15 protein-coding genes are annotated in these 14,120 nt (G+C 36.5%); 8 read left to right on the forward strand and 7 right to left on the reverse strand.

What is annotated here, in order from left to right:
- Positions 1-18 precede the first annotated feature (18 nt).
- Positions 19-495, reverse strand: coding sequence for an NUDIX domain-containing protein (locus A5849_RS01435; protein WP_086309912.1), 477 nt, complete (start codon positions 493-495; stop codon positions 19-21).
- 73 nt (positions 496-568) lie between these two features.
- On the reverse strand, positions 569-1,645 hold the full coding sequence (locus A5849_RS01440; protein WP_002348077.1) for a hypothetical protein: 1,077 nt from the start codon (positions 1,643-1,645) through the stop codon (positions 569-571).
- Positions 1,646-1,875: 230 nt separating this feature from the next.
- Here A5849_RS01440 and A5849_RS01445 point away from each other — a divergent pair, with 230 nt between their 5' ends.
- The 3 genes from A5849_RS01445 to A5849_RS01455 all read left to right on the forward strand — a co-directional run bounded on the left by A5849_RS01445 (position 1,876) and on the right by A5849_RS01455 (position 2,791).
- On the forward strand, positions 1,876-2,097 hold the full coding sequence (locus A5849_RS01445; protein WP_002309857.1) for a helix-turn-helix domain-containing protein: 222 nt from the start codon (positions 1,876-1,878) through the stop codon (positions 2,095-2,097).
- A 119-nt stretch (positions 2,098-2,216) separates the two neighbouring features.
- Positions 2,217-2,438: a helix-turn-helix domain-containing protein gene (locus tag A5849_RS01450; protein WP_002335117.1), complete on the forward strand. Its 222-nt coding sequence runs from the start codon at positions 2,217-2,219 to the stop codon at positions 2,436-2,438.
- A gap of 236 nt (positions 2,439-2,674) precedes the next feature.
- Positions 2,675-2,791, forward strand: a complete 117-nt coding sequence (locus tag A5849_RS01455) for a putative metal homeostasis protein (protein WP_086309913.1) — start codon at positions 2,675-2,677, stop codon at positions 2,789-2,791.
- 338 nt (positions 2,792-3,129) lie between these two features.
- Here A5849_RS01455 and A5849_RS01465 read toward each other — a convergent pair whose 3' ends face one another.
- The 5 genes from A5849_RS01465 to coaA form a co-directional block, all read right to left on the reverse strand.
- Positions 3,130-3,792, reverse strand: coding sequence for an ATP-binding cassette domain-containing protein (locus A5849_RS01465; RefSeq protein WP_002309855.1), 663 nt, complete (start codon positions 3,790-3,792; stop codon positions 3,130-3,132).
- Positions 3,793-3,794: 2 nt separating this feature from the next.
- On the reverse strand, positions 3,795-5,909 hold the full coding sequence (locus A5849_RS01470; protein WP_086309914.1) for an ABC transporter permease: 2,115 nt from the start codon (positions 5,907-5,909) through the stop codon (positions 3,795-3,797).
- A gap of 61 nt (positions 5,910-5,970) precedes the next feature.
- On the reverse strand, positions 5,971-6,363 hold the full coding sequence (locus tag A5849_RS01475; RefSeq protein WP_002309853.1) for a bacteriocin: 393 nt from the start codon (positions 6,361-6,363) through the stop codon (positions 5,971-5,973).
- Between the two features lie 514 nt (positions 6,364-6,877).
- Positions 6,878-8,443: a glutamine-hydrolyzing GMP synthase gene (gene guaA, locus A5849_RS01480; protein WP_002298578.1), complete on the reverse strand. Its 1,566-nt coding sequence runs from the start codon at positions 8,441-8,443 to the stop codon at positions 6,878-6,880.
- A 58-nt stretch (positions 8,444-8,501) separates the two neighbouring features.
- A complete protein-coding gene (gene coaA / locus A5849_RS01485) occupies positions 8,502-9,425 on the reverse strand; it encodes a type I pantothenate kinase (protein WP_002288627.1) in 924 nt (307 codons plus the stop codon).
- Between the two features lie 195 nt (positions 9,426-9,620).
- Here coaA and A5849_RS01490 point away from each other — a divergent pair, with 195 nt between their 5' ends.
- From A5849_RS01490 to A5849_RS01510, 5 genes are all read left to right on the forward strand, one after another.
- Positions 9,621-10,226, forward strand: a complete 606-nt coding sequence (locus tag A5849_RS01490) for a class I SAM-dependent methyltransferase (RefSeq protein ID WP_002309852.1) — start codon at positions 9,621-9,623, stop codon at positions 10,224-10,226.
- A 308-nt stretch (positions 10,227-10,534) separates the two neighbouring features.
- Entirely contained in the window at positions 10,535-11,551 is a 1,017-nt protein-coding gene (locus A5849_RS01495; RefSeq protein WP_002291103.1) for a LacI family DNA-binding transcriptional regulator, read from the forward strand.
- A 140-nt stretch (positions 11,552-11,691) separates the two neighbouring features.
- Positions 11,692-12,993 (forward strand): pyrimidine-nucleoside phosphorylase, encoded by a 1,302-nt coding sequence (locus A5849_RS01500; RefSeq protein WP_002309849.1) that lies wholly within the window; start codon positions 11,692-11,694, stop codon positions 12,991-12,993.
- Between the two features lie 45 nt (positions 12,994-13,038).
- Entirely contained in the window at positions 13,039-13,701 is a 663-nt protein-coding gene (gene deoC, locus A5849_RS01505) for a deoxyribose-phosphate aldolase (protein WP_002291107.1), read from the forward strand.
- A gap of 18 nt (positions 13,702-13,719) precedes the next feature.
- Complete coding sequence (locus A5849_RS01510; RefSeq protein ID WP_002309848.1) at positions 13,720-14,118, forward strand: cytidine deaminase; 399 nt, start codon at positions 13,720-13,722, stop codon at positions 14,116-14,118.
- The last annotated feature ends 2 nt before the right edge of the window (positions 14,119-14,120 follow it).

A 14,120-nucleotide genomic window follows, 5' to 3' on the forward strand; every position in this document is an offset into this window, starting at 1 on the left:
GCTTTTTCACAACCTCATCTAATCGAATGATACCTCAAAGCGGACAGAAGAGGGGAATTCCGCAATGATTTCGTTTAACATAGTTGGTTTCACGTTTTTTACCTCTTTTCTGTGTTTCCAAACTGGTCGCACTTTTTCTTCTGATGCAACGATTTTATGTCTATCCGAGTGAGCTACATGTTTCAAAAGATAGACGAAATTGATTTGCTGATAGGCTTTATCTGTGTTTCCTTCAATTGAAAAGGTAGTTTCAATAAGGGCAAGCAAACGGACGATTTCTGTTTCATAACCAGTTTCCTCCAGCATTTCGCGAACAACGGCTTGTCGACTTGTCTCCAGACGTTTGACCGCTCCGCCAAGCAACACTTGGATGACCTGTTTATCGTTTTCCCTGTTCAAAAGAATATCATCTGTTTCCTCATTCCATAAAATTCCAGATGCCCGTATATCAAATTGAAAATTTTCTTCTACCATATGCAAATCATTTGTTTCCATTCCAACGCCCACCAATCTTTTTCGCAAAAAATTTTTATTTATGTTGGCGGATGGATAAACTTTTTTGAGATAATCAACGTTTTACTTGAAAGTCGTACAGATATTCTTGCTTTCTCCATAGTGAAGGTTCTACACGTCGCTTTTCCGTAAGAGACAAGCTAATTAGGTCGAGTTCCCAAATGATTAGATTATTATCATGATCATGGGTAGCAATCGCTACGTGTTCATCATCAATCACGGAGACAATAAATACCCCACTAAGATCCATGTTTGTCGGGAGTTTTTTAGTAGTTTCTGCAGTCTCAAGATCAATAAAGTAGATCGTGCCGTTACTTGAAAAGTAAACAAGCTGATCTTTATAAATAAAACTTCCTTTTGAAAAACTGAATCCTATATCTTCCAGTATTATTTCTCGGTCTGTTTCTTTAAATGTATACGATGAATCTTTCAGCGAATAGCTAAATAATCCAGCTCGCCGATTATTAGCAAAATCAAAAGCCACTCCGTATAAGTGGTTTTCATGAACATTTAGCCGATAACCTATCAGATATTCACTCCCTTCTATATTGGGGAACGAACCAAGGTTCTCACTGATAAGCGTATCTTCAGAAAGATAGAGTCTATCAACAAATAATTTTCCTATTTCTTCGTCACGTAAAATATAGAGAGACTGCTCATCGTTTCCAGTCGAAAAAATATGCCCGTTGATAATCGTATAGTCATTATTAAAATAAAGATTGTTTTGATAAAGGATGTCATTGGTATCTGGATAGCCATGATTGAACAAAGTAACCAGCTTCCCGTCCAATATCACGCTGTCTATTCCTGTATGTTCTTTTGTTTGGCGCTTTTCCTTTTCGATTTTTCCTGAATGAGGTGTATAAACGAAGTCATGCGTTCGATCAGATAAAAAGACTTTTTGATCATGTTGTACGAAAGTGCCTAGTTCCAGTCCTTCTGTTTTTAAAATCACTTGATCCTTCTTTCCGATACCAACGAATCTGCCAGATGTTACAAACTTGTCCATTGTATTCGAAAAATAGAGATAATAATCATAATCACCTGTCAGTTCTTTTCCTACACCAGTACATCCCGATATCCCTAACAATAAAAGGAAACCCAAGCTAAGAAATAGGTATTTATATTTCATGACATCTCCTTGTTAACGGTCATATTCTAAAAAACATTCCCATATTATTCCACCTATTACCGATTTTTTCATTCTCTAACACTCCTTTTATTTTTTTATATTTCAACAATTACAGTGTATTCTAACTAGCAATCAAATGTAAGACACAAATCATTGCGCCATATATTCAATTCCTAAATTTTCCGTTATAGTTAATATGGGAGAGAATACTTAAATGAAAGGAGCGAGGGATGGAGATCCATCAGTGGTTGCGTGAGAAGAGAAGGGAAAAAGGGTATACTCAAAAATGGGTGTCACTTCAGTTACATATTACAAGACAAGGTTTGTCCAATTGGGAAAATGGCCGGTCATATCCAAGTTATGAGATGCTCTATAAATTGATTTGTTTGTATGGATGCTCAGCTAAAGAGATTTCAGAACTGTTTACAAGAGAAAGAGAAACAAAGAACTAGGATACACCATTTCTTTTTTAAGATCCCAATCGTTATAGACTCTTTTCAATTACAAATGTTTCTAATATAGTTGATATTGAAGGAAATGGATGCGGTTTAACAACGAGGAGGATGCTTGGATGGTATTTGCTCGATGGCTGACAAAAAAAAGAAAAGACCGAAGTTATACACAAGATTTCGTTGCACGACAATTAGGTATCACAAGACAAACACTTTCCAAATGGGAAACAGGTCTATCGCGTCCCAGTTACGAGATGTTACAAAAAATTTTTCGTTTTTACGACTGTTCGCAAAAAGAAGTAGCTGAATTGTTTAAGACAATCGGAAACGGTAAGATGTGAATGTGGGAAGAATAATTGGTAGATCATATGTAATAATAAAACTTATTTCCGAAGAAGCACCTTTTGGAACACTATTCATTCGGAAAAAGGGATTGTGACACGACTTTTGCCATAGCCTCGTTTTAGCAGGTTGACTTTCTTTTTGACATTTGATACCATTCAAAATGCAAATCGTAATTATTTCGATTTGCATTCTTTAACATGACTACAATCAAAGAAGAAAGTGGGTCGTCTATATGGAAAAAACAGATATCTCAAGTGCGTATCACCGTTTGAAAAGCCCAAATATCAAAACACGAAAACGTGCGTTGAAAATCATCAAAGATGTGAAACGAAATAGTGGAAAAAGGTAAGAAGAAGGAAACTTAATAAAAAAATGAGGTTGTGACAGAAGTGGTCAGCTTCAAGAAATAAGAAGGAATTGACGAAATTTACTTCTCACATTTTTGTATAATTTCGGCTTATTTCCGAAGAAGCTACTTCTGGAACACCGGTTATTCGAAAAAAGGAACTGCGACACGATTTTTGTCACAGTTCTATTTTCAATTATTTTTGTTTATTCCCACTCGAAAATAAAAAGATAGCGTATAGAATTATTTCGCTAATCTAAAGGTTTGCAACATATTATAATATGTTTAGAATAAGATGGATTTTATAGAGTATTATCATTTTATTTACTTATTTCTACGTATTAATGTGTTAAAATTTTTTCTTGCTTATCTAGGACAGTTAAATCTAACGTATTTTTAGTAAAGTTTATAAACTTTTTGTCATGAGTCACAAAAACAACGGTAGCATGATGTTCGACATTAAATTTTTTTATGATGCGAAAGACTAATTCAGCATTTTTTTCATCAAGATTACCTGTAGGTTCATCTGCAAAAATATAAGAAGGTTTTTTTAAAATTAATCTAGCTAACGCAATACGCTGCTGTTCTCCGCCGCTTAATTCATAAATCTTTTTCTCTAAAACATTGGATAGACCTACTTCGAATAAACTGTGTAACATCATTTCTTTTTTCACTTTTTTATTCATTTTTTGGTTTTTTAATGCTATAAGTAGATTACTTTCGACACTTTCATCGTTTATTAAACCGAAATTTTGAAAGATATAGCCAATCTTATCTTTTTGTAGTAAATGAACTTCTTTAGCACTAGGATTTTCTATACCTTCAAATATGATTTTTCCACTATCAGGTTTTTCCAGCAAGCCTAACAAGTTTAATAAAGTTGTTTTGCCACTCCCGCTTTTTCCATAAATACATAAAAAGTCACCATCTTTAATCGTTAAGGAGAATTGTTCAAAAATTTTATTTTTTCCATATGAAATACCAACGTTTTTTATCTCTATCATCTCTAAACTCCTTTTTTTTCTATGCTTGGCTTGTTAATAGAAGTGCTTAAGTAATACATGGTTAATAAAGTGATAAGTAATTCTAAAATGCTCCAGCAAGTAATTATAAAAATAATATATTGGTTTCTATAAAGGATGAATAATACTGATACAAGAATGATATCTAATAAGATAATTGGCATGACTATTGGAGTAAAGAGTTTTATAAAAGAGTATCCAAAAAGTCTCTTAATATGCAAGCTATATCTATATTTTTCTACGATTAATTGGTAGGATGAAAAAACATTAAAAATTTGGATTACAGTTAAACAAATCAATAGAATTCTTATAATGTAAATCAATGTTTTCTTTGTATTCAATTCTTCAGCTCGGAAATTGTAAATTGAAATAGTATTCTGGATGCTTGGTAAAGTATTTGTTTTGATAATGGTCGGTAATAAATAATTAAATCCATCCTTTTTTTCTGTTTGAACAAAAGAAGATGTCGTCAACCAGGCTGCATAAAAACTAGCATCTAGATTTCCTGTATCTACTATAGAGATTGGATCAACTATAGTAAAGTCTTTTTTATCAATGTGAGGATTATACGTAAAATATTTTTGATGACTTTTCACATATATGATGTTTATTTTTGCATTTATCGGTTCTGAAGACGCGCTCGTAGCTCGCCTCAAAAAAGAAAAATATTCCAGATATTGCGATTCAATTTCTTTTTCAAATTTATTCAAGAAGTCAGGCACTAATAGATTCAAATGGTTAGGTGAATAGATTATTTTATCTATAGGAGATTTTCCTTGAGTATCTATGATCGGGTTGTGCGCGAAATAGTTTTTATTGATAATGATCGATTTTCCAGCAGGAGAAGTCAATTGTTCAATATCACTATGAGTATTCATTTCATAGAGCGGTTTTCCATTTGATAGTTTTTCATAATTGGATGAGTTTATTAGGAATAATCCTTTTTTATTTGTTGCCTCGTTAAAAAAATTTTTCAAATTTTTCTCGTAAGGACGATATTCATCTGGATCATTCGTGATAAATCTTAATTGTGTGGCATAGATATTCTTTGTTTTCTCCCAATAGACATTTTGATTTTGGTGCTGAACCAATACCTGTTGATCTTTTAATAATGAAGTACCTAAAATAATAATGGTTGTTGCAACTGCTAATTTACAGAATAGATTAAAGGCTATCCCAAAGCTGCTGTAATTGTTGCCTTTTAAATTATTGGGATGATTCGAGCGATAAATGAGTTTAATAGATAGATAAATACAGATAGAATACAGCGTAATGAGTAAAAGAGTGGTCAATAATGACAAAGAGAAAAAGGAAATTATAAATGGCATTCCTTTATAACGGATAAAAAAGTATGGGACAATAATAAGGCTGACGGTAGATAAACTCAATAAAAGTACACGTATGATAGGAATTGTAAAAGAACTTAAAGTATCTTGGATACTCCAGCCAAATAGTTTAAATAGAGTGATTTTTTTAGTTTGTTTAATAAGAAGTTGGATCAATATTGCTAAATTAACTACCAATAATAGAAACCATACTAAAATCAATAAATATTTGTCGAAAAACTCTTTGCGGACATTTAGGTTGTAACTATCATTGTTATCGGTTTGTATAGTTCCTAGTTTATTGATATCTCTGAGAAACGCGTGGATCTGTTTTTGAGTGTTTCCCTGAATATAATAGACGCCTGAAATCCCTGTTTCAGGAATGTCGGCGAACTTTTTTAGCTCTAGGTCAATTTTTGAATTTGTCCAAACGAAATCTTTTCTAGATTTTAAAGTATCTGTATTGCTTTCGTTTGGATTCCCTAGAGTAGTAAATTCATTCTTCATTGTTTGATTTGTATATATTTTTAAATCGGAGTCACTAGAAAATATATATTTAAAGATTTCAATTTGATTGTTGTTTGCTGTTTCAATAATAAAATCAGCTTGTTGCTGAGGTTCTCTTAACATTGAATTAGATTCGACTAGAATAGTAATCTTTTCTTTATCTTTATAAAGTAATTTATTTAACTCTAATTGGTCAATAACTGAAAGGAAAATAAAACCAGTTAATATTAATTGGGCAATTATTCCTATGTAAACATATTTTTTCATAATATCTCCTTTAATAATTACTTAAACAGATAGCTTCATACTGTGATTTTTTGTGTTTTAATTAACGAAAGTTATAATATGCTTTATTTCCACCAAAAAGAGTCCAGCCAACACTTGCGTTACTCCATTGATATGGCGCTTTCCAACCACCACTATTAAACGTTCCGTTTCCGTTCTCGCATGAGGCATGGCCCTCTTTTGTATAGTGTTGGTATTCAGAAATATTACGGTTGCCATTCTGGCCTCTACGCCACCAGCCACCACCAACGGCACTTGAAGCATATCTTGATGAACTATCGTTTTTATTATCTTTTGTTTCAATTACAGTAGTATATGCATCTACATTTTCTTGCCCACCAGAGTATAAAGAGTCCTGTGTAGCATTAGCAATAGGTACTACTATTCCAATGGCTGTTCCGGAAATTAACAAAGTACTAATAATTATTTTTTTCATTTATATTTCCTTTTAGTATAAAGCTATCTCAATTAAAGATAGCGCTTACAACGATGGTTGTCAATAGTTGAAAATAAAATGTCAAGCAATTAGCTCAGAATATTTTTTCTATCGGAAAATGTTTGTATTGATTAAGGTAATACTAGAGTTATCGAATATAATTTTATTATGGTTTACCTTATTTAAAATTATTATTGTTATTTAGTATTAACTATAAAAGTTTCATTTTTTATTATTTGAGAACACATATTGAATCATGTCCAGAACTGTTAAATAATTAGCAAGAAATATTTGGTAAGGAACAAAGAAGACTAAAGGAGCGGACATATAAAAAACGCTTATGAAGTACTATTGAAGGAATTTTCATGTTTTGTCAAAAGTAAATCAATTAAAATTACGTATAAAGTAATTGATGAAATCTTTTAAAAACTTTGTAACTGTGATAAAAGTGTGATAATGAAAAAACAAACAGCCAACAAACATTGACATATCAAAATTTGTTGGCTATTTTTGATTATTCCCACTCCACTGTTGCTGGTGGTTTAGAAGTGATGTCATACACGATACGGTTGACATGGGCTACTTCGTTTACGATACGTACAGAGATTTTTTGCAAGACTTCCCATGGGATACGGGCAAAGTCAGCTGTCATTCCGTCGATTGAAGTCACCGCACGGATACCGACTGTGTAGTCGTAAGTACGTCCGTCACCCATAACACCGACAGAGCGGATTCCTGGAAGAACAGTGAAATATTGCCAGATATCACGGTCAAGTCCAGCAGCTGCGATTTCTTCACGCAAGATAGCATCAGATTCGCGTACGATTTCTAGCTTGTCTTCAGTGATTTCGCCAAGAACACGAATACCAAGACCAGGGCCAGGGAATGGCTGACGCCAAACGATTGAATCAGGCATGCCTAATTGAGTACCTAATTCACGGACTTCGTCTTTGAATAGTGTGTTTAATGGTTCGATCAATTCAAATTGCATATCTTCTGGCAGTCCACCTACATTATGGTGAGATTTGATCGTTTGTGCTGTTTCTGTACCAGATTCGATAACGTCAGTATACAACGTTCCTTGTGCTAAGAAAGAGACGCCTTCTTCACCAGCAAGTTTTGTTGCTTCGTCATCAAAAACATATACGAATTCATTCCCAATGATTTTACGTTTTTGTTCTGGGTCAGATACACCTTTCAACTTGTCTAAGAAGCGATCTCTTGCATCGACTTTGATGATGTTCAAGCCGAATTTTCCGCCTAGACTTTCCATTACTTGTTCCGCTTCGCCTTTGCGTAGCAGACCATGGTCAACGAAGATAGATGTCAATTGGTCACCAATCGCTTTTTGTAAAAGAACCCCAACGACACTAGAATCAACGCCGCCTGAAAGCCCAAGCAAGACTTTTTTGTCACCAACTTGTTCACGGATTTTTTCTACTTGCATATCGATAAAGTTATCCATTGTCCAGTTACCTTCACAGTGACAAACATCAAAGGCAAAGTGGCGCAGCAATTCGATTCCGTATTCGGAATGACGTACTTCTGCATGGAATTGGATACCGTAAAAATTACGTGTGGTGTCTTGGATAGAAGCAATCGGACAATCTTTGCTTGTTCCGACTGTTTCAAAGCCTTCAGGAACTTTGGTTACCAAGTCGCCATGGCTCATCCATACTGTTTGTTGTTTTGGTGTTTCTTTAAACAAGACAGCTTGATCGCTTGTTACTTCTAACAAGGCTTTCCCATATTCGCGGTTTTTAGCAGGCTCTACGGAACCACCAAGTTTGTATGTGATCAATTGCATACCATAGCAAATCCCTAATACAGGAATACCTAAATTGAAGATCTCAGGATCGATCCCAAATGCATTCTCATCATATACACTGTTTGGTCCGCCAGAAAGAATGATTCCCTTTGGATTCATCGCTTTTACTTCTTCTGCAGTAATGCGGTGGCTCAATAATTCGGAAAAGACTCCAAGATCACGAATACGTCTTGTGATCAATTGGTTATACTGACTACCGTAGTCTAATACGATAATCTTTTCAACGTTCGTCATATCGGCAACGTTTGTCAAATTTATTACCCCTATCCCTTTAAATTTTATCTCAAAATAGTCAAACTATTTTAAAATGCTAATATTTTCGCATGAAAATCGAATCGATGATATGATTTTCAGTTTTATGGAGAATTATATCGGCTCTTCCTCGTGTAGGCAAGATATATTCCTGTAAATTTTTCAAATTCACATTTTTCCATACATCTTTTGCCATTTTAAAGGCTTCTTCACGATCTCCGATAGCAAAACGATAATAATAATTCTCTGGATTTTGGAAAGCCGTATCCAGTAACGCGCCAAAACGATCCAAATACCATTTTTCGATCAGCACGGGATCGGCATCGACATAGACAGAAAAATCAAAAAAGTCGCTGACGTAGATTTGCTGATTCGCAGGTAATTGAAGCGTATTGATCCCCTCAACGATCAAGATATCAGGTTGCTGGATCAGCTCGTACTTATCTGGAATGATATCATACACATCATGTGAGTAAACAGGTACTTTTATCTCTTCCTGACCAGATTTTACACGATTCAAGAAGTCGATCAGCATCTCCATATCATAACTTTCAGGAAATCCTTTGCGATCCATAATTCCACGCTCTTTTAATATACGATTTGGATAAAGAAATCCATCAGTCGTGATCAGCTGAACATTTCTTCGTTTGAAGGTACGAGACAAAATCGTCTGCAGCAGTCTGGCTGTGGTACTTTTTCCAACGGCTACGCTTCCGGCGATCCCGATAATAAAAGGCGGTACTTCTACGTATTTATGAAGAAATAAACCTTTACTCAAGAACAAAGATTCGAATTCTTTCATATATAGATATATCAGATGAGCAAGAGGTACGTAGATATCTCGAACATCCTGCATGGAAATGCGGTCATTCAAACTTTTGATATTATCTAGTTCATCTTGTGTCAAAGGTGCTTGCCCATTACGATAAAATTCTCGCCATTCTTCTCTTGCCACACGGTAGTAGTTCATTGGATCATTCATATTAGCCTCCTGCGTTCTCCCATCAATGGAACTATTTTAACACAAAATAAACACAAACCCCACCACTTAAGAGAGATTGCCAATCTTTTTGTACAATCTTTATAATAGAAAGAAAAGGAGTTTTATTCTTGACTTGCGCACGGATACATAAAAGGATAGACTGTTGACATGAAAGAAATGAGAAGGATGGAAGACATGACAAATCATTACTATTCTGAACGCCCAGATACGGCGCACGATTTTGAACAATGGGCTTTTGAGTTAAAAGGCAGAACCTTTCAATTTGTAACTGATTCTGGTGTATTTTCACGTGAAACAGTGGATTATGGTTCACGTGTCCTGATTGATGCTTTTGATTGGGAAGAGTTGCCTGACGAAGGAAAGATCTTAGATGTGGGATGCGGGTATGGACCGATTGGGCTAGCTTTGGCATTTGCGACACAACGGTTTGTTGAAATGGTCGACATTAATGAGCGAGCAGTGAGTCTAGCGCAAGGAAACGCAAAGCGTAACCAAATCGAACAAGTGGACATCCACCAATCAAATATCTATGAAGTACTTCATGAAGAAACCTATGCAGCTATCGTCAGCAATCCGCCAATCCGTGCTGGAAAAAAAGTCGTACATGAAATCTTGACAGGCGCATATCCTCGATTGAAGCAGGGCGGTACACTGACAATTGTGATCCAGAAGAAACAAGGAGCGCCGAGTGCGCAAAAGAAGATGGAAGAAACATTTGGCAATGCAGAAATCGTTACAAAAGATAAAGGATATTATATCATCAAAAGTGTGAAAGAATAACTAGCTGAAAAATAATAGAGCGACGAAAAAGTGGAACTGGGCGTGCATGTAAGGGTACGTATCAGTTCTTTTTTTGCTGAGAAGTTTTTAAAAAACAAAGAACTATTTTTTCTTCAAAAATAAATAGTAGGAACAGAGTCGTTGTTTTTTGCGATAAAATAAATAAGATACAGAACTTGTATAGAAGGCTGCCAAGTTGGTAGATAAAGGAGATTTTTATCAAAAAACATACTTTCTTTTTTTCTCTATTCTTTTCTTGGGGGTTTTGGTACACTGATAGGGAATTTAGATAGAAGGGAGCCACTAGGGTGAAGCTGACCATCAGAGATATTGCAGAAATGGCAGGGGTATCAGTAACAACTGTCTCACAGATTTTGAATAACAAAGGAAGCCGATTTAGTGATAAGACAAGAAAAAAAGTGTTGTCGATCGTGAATGAACATCATTATAAACCCGATTATTTCGCTTCAAATGTGATCAATCGACATTCAAAGACCATCGGAATGATCGTTCCTGATGTCACCGATTTCTTCTTCTCCAAACTGATCGAAGGTGTAGAGAGCTATTTGAATCCTTTGGGCTATGTGATCATGTTATGCAATTCTCGTCATAGCCAAGAAAATGAGATCAAGTATTTACAAGAGCTTTCCCACCGCTCAGTGGACGGGATCTTGCTGGCAACACCAAATATTTTACCTGAGAAATACGCATTAGACAGCGGATTTTATCAAAAAATGCCGATTATTTTAATCGATCGCGGATTGAATCGTCGGGATAACGGACGGCTTATCGTAAAGGAATATGAGGGAGCCTATCAAGCTGTTTCACTATTTATTGAAAGTGGCCATACGAAGATCGGCATGCTGAAGGAAACCACTGGATACTATCAATTAGAAGAACGTTTCAACGGATATCGTCATGCGCTGAAAGATCATGGCCTGCCTTTTAATGGGAAATTTGTTGAACATGGAGAGTTGACTGTCCAAGGTGGATATACTGCATCAAAAAAATTACTCAAACATAAAGATATCACGGCTATTTTTTGCGGAAATGATGCCATGGCGATTGGCTGTTATCAGGCGATAGATGAATTGGGCAAAAAAATCCCAGAAGATATCTCAGTCATAGGATTCGATGGATTAAAGCTGTCAGAATACATGATTCCGCAATTGACGACAGTGCAGCAACCAAGTTTTGATATTGGATTTTATGCTGCGCGTTTCCTGATTGATACGATCGAATTTCCTCAAAGAAAAGTTCCGAACAAAGTGTTCGAAACAAAATTAATTATTCGTGAGAGCGTAAAAGTATTGACAAAGGGCTAACTCAGCGGTATATTGCTTATGTAAGCATTTACAAAGGCGAGTTAGTGCTTTTTTTATTTTTAGTAAACCAGTTTACTAAAGTGGTTTACCTTTTCTAAAAATAATGTATAATACCGAATGAAGACAAGGAGGATCAGGCAATGCGAATGGTGGATCTGATTGAAAAAAAGAGGGATGGAAACGAGCTGTCGAAAGAGGAAATCGAGTACATCGTCACGAACTATACGAATGGAAAGATTCCAGATTATCAAGTCAGTGCATTATTGATGGCAATTTTTTATCAAGACATGACAAATGAAGAAATCACGAACTTAACATTGGCGATTGCTAATTCTGGTGATGTCATCGATTTGAGTTCTCTTGAAGGAATAAAGGTAGATAAGCATTCGACAGGTGGCGTTGGTGACACGACCACATTGATTTTAGCCCCCCTAGTAGCTAGTGTCGGAGTGACAGTGGCTAAAATGTCTGGACGCGGTCTAGGTTACACAGGTGGCACATTAGATAAGCTAGAAGCAATTCCCGGATTTCAGATCGAGCTTTCGGATGAAGCATTCGTGCGCATTGTCAATGAAAGCAAAGTAGCAGTAATCGGTCAATCAGGAAACTTGGCACCGGCGGACAAAAAATTGTACGCTTTGCGTGACGTCACAGCGACCGTTGATTCTCTTCCGCTGATTGCCAGTTCGATCATGAGTAAAAAGATCGCGGCAGGAGCAGATGCAATCGTTTTGGATGTGACCACTGGAGACGGTGCTTTCATGAAGAATATCGAAGATGCAAGACGTCTGGCAAAGACCATGACAAACATTGGCAAACTAGCGAACCGAGAAACAGTGGCGGTAATCTCGGATATGTCAGAACCTCTTGGCGAAGCAATCGGAAATAGTCTAGAAGTTGTCGAGGCAATCGAAACATTACAAGGAAATGGTCCAGAAGATCTAGTAGAAATGTGCTACGCCTTAGGAAGCCAAATGGTTGTCCTTGCTGGCAAAGCTAAAACAATCGATGAAGCAAGAACGTTGCTTCAAGAAGCTCTGGAATCAGGTAAAGCGTTAGCAAAATTCAAAGAAATGATCCAAAATCAAGGGGGAGACCCAACCATCGTGGAAAAACCAGAACGAATTTTGACTGCACGTTACACAATGGAACTTCCTGCTAAACAAAGCGGAGTCGTGTCAAAAATCGTGGCAAACGAATTAGGAATTGCTGCAATGATGCTAGGTGCTGGGCGTAAAACCAAAGAAGACGATATTGATCACGCCGTTGGATTGAAACTGCATAAAAAAATCGGGGACACTGTGACAAAGGGCGAGTCATTATTGACAATCTATAGTAATGATGAAGAAATCTCTTCGGTTATTGAATTATTATATAAAAATATTGAAATTGGCGAATCAGCAATGAAGCCAACATTGATTCATGACATTATCACAGAATAAAAGGAAAAAAGCGGATTTACCGTTTGAAAGAAAAGGGGAAAAGAAATGGAACTAAACCGAATGATCGACCATACTATTTTGAAAGCAGACGCATCTAAAGAAGCTGTGATGCAAATTATCGAAGAAGCGAAAAAATATCATTTTTACTCTGTCTGCATCAATCCAGCATGGGTTGCGCTAGCAAAAGAACAATTACAAGGCGAACCAGTAGCCGTATGTACAGTGATCGGGTTTCCTTTAGGAGCAAACACATCCGAGACAAAAGCATTTGAAACGACAGATGCCATCAATAACGGTGCTGATGAAGTCGATATGGTCATCAATATCGGTGCGTTGAAATCAAAAGATGATCAAAAAGTTCAAAAAGATATCGAAGCAGTTGTTGAAGCAGCAAAAGATCGTGCACTTGTCAAAGTGATCATCGAAACATCTTTATTAGATAGAGAAGAAATCATCCGAGCATGCGAATTAGCAAAAGCTGCAGGCGCTGATTTTGTCAAAACATCAACTGGTTTCTCAACGGGTGGTGCAAAGGTAGAGGATGTCCGCTTGATGCGTGAAACGGTAGGACCTGAAATGGGCGTTAAAGCTTCTGGCGGTATCCATAACGAAGAAGAAGCAATGGCAATGATCGAAGCGGGTGCTACAAGAATCGGAACAAGCGCAGGAGTAGCAATCGTATCTGGTTCAACTGGCGAAGGCTATTAATTTTCAAAGGAGAAACTCATGGCAGAACTCAAACAAGAATGGATCAACATAGCTATTGAAGCGTTAGATAAAGCATACGTTCCTTATTCCCATTTTCCGGTAGGTGCTTGTCTCGTAACAGAATCAGGCAAGATTTATCAAGGTATCAACATCGAGAATGCATCATTTGGATTAACGAATTGTGCCGAGCGCACAGCTTTCTTCAAAGCCGTATCAGAAGGAGAAAGATCGTTTACCCATTTAGTCGTAGCAGGGCACACCCCGGATCCTATTTCTCCATGTGGTGCATGTCGGCAAGTAATGGCAGAGTTCTGTGCTCCTGATATGCCGGTTACGCTAGTGGGAGACAATGGTGTGACGAAGGCAACGACCGTTCGAGAACTACTGCCTTATGCATTTACTGAAAAAGATCTATAACT

The organism is Enterococcus sp. 10F3_DIV0382 (genome assembly GCF_002140245.1).
Lineage (GTDB): Bacteria > Bacillota > Bacilli > Lactobacillales > Enterococcaceae > Enterococcus_B > Enterococcus_B lactis.